At 46.9% G+C, this 1,289-nt stretch carries 1 protein-coding gene and 1 pseudogene; both read right to left on the bottom strand.

The features are described 5' to 3' along the window. Positions 1-742 (bottom strand): hypothetical protein (locus tag GVL03_RS22395; RefSeq protein ID WP_235038244.1); only part of this gene is annotated, 742 nt, incomplete at its 3' end. 84 nt (positions 743-826) lie between these two features. After that, positions 827-1,285 (bottom strand): annotated as a pseudogene (locus GVL03_RS22770) (TniQ family protein); the annotation flags it as partial. Positions 1,286-1,289: the final 4 nt, after the last annotated feature.

The raw sequence follows: 1,289 nt of genomic DNA, 5'->3' as shown, positions 1-1,289 counted from the left end.
TTGCAGTGCTTATCAGCCAGTCCTGGTCCCTTACAAGTGCTCTAAAGAGGGCGCGCGATGCACTAGCGAATATTTTTTTAAAATCTCCATTTTTCTTTAGTAGTCGGCCTAACTTCTCTCTATCGCTATCAATGGGCGGCAGTGTTTTCAACTTTGGACACCATCTTTTAATCGAATCTGGATGATGGATCCTCAGGAGCCAGTAGAGTCGAGGGTGAGCTCTCTGGAATTTCGTAGCCACCTCGCCTGGGTATGCTTTTGAAAATTTCAGGAGGACTTCTTCGGCGTGCTTCAAACCGTAGACGTACTTCGGACTCCTTTGCTTGATGTGAATGCCGACAGTTCTATTTTTTGAAATTAATAGGGCGGATTCGTCGAAGGTTAGTCCAGCGGCAGTGAAGAGGGATGCAAAGTCCTCAGCTTTAAACCTTCCCAACTCCAGATTGAGTCTGAGATGGCAGTCGCTGCTTGGTGGTGCGATAACGAATTTGTGAGGAGAAATGCTGATTGGCTTGCCGTAAACTTTGATAAGAGATTTGATATATCCTGTGGAGAAGTCATGCGGCGATAGTCCAAGAGCTTCGCTGGCGGCGGACTTGACTTGAGCGTGCGACCACAGTGAATTTTTAGAAAAAATTGAATCCGCACAAAATTGACTCAATCGCTTGAAGGCGCTGCTTGCTGGCGATTTTCTGACCGGCAATGACCGTAGATCCGCGCCGCATTCGCAGACGATGGGCATAGGTCGAAGTATCATTCTATTAATTGGCACAACAAGCATTTTGCACTTAGGGCATGAAATTCTTAACCATTCTTCATGAATTGTGCACGTCAATGCGGGCTGCATCTGATGAATTCGATGAAGATAGGGCTCACCGTATTTTTTGAAGTCCTCATCAAGGCAGGAAGGACAGAAACGCACAGCGGGTTGGTGATTGCAAGGAATGAATCCAAGGGACCTAAGTCTCCCACTTCGTGTTCCATACCCCGCTGTCTCTAGGTCCAGCGGTCTCTTGTGAGCCGTGTTGAATACTCGAAAGAATTGACTTGTAGTTAACCTATCGGTGACTTCATTTCCTGGTAGCCCCATTTGATCAGTGATGAATGCTACGACTGCAGGATGAGGCGGGCTTGCCTGATAAATTGAAAGATTGGGACTGAGGTGGGCTACAGAATTGGATATTTTTCGAAAAACACTCTCACCATTGTGAACTACAAATCTTGTGAGAGCCGAGCACAGAACTTCGTCTGGGTAAGGGGTGGGAACGTATGGCAGGAATACCATGAAG

The organism is Microbacterium sp. 18062 (assembly GCF_902706225.1).
Classification (GTDB): domain Bacteria; phylum Actinomycetota; class Actinomycetes; order Actinomycetales; family Microbacteriaceae; genus Microbacterium.
The sequence above is the reverse complement of the archived record's forward strand: the minus strand, read 5'-3'. Positions and strand labels throughout refer to the sequence as shown.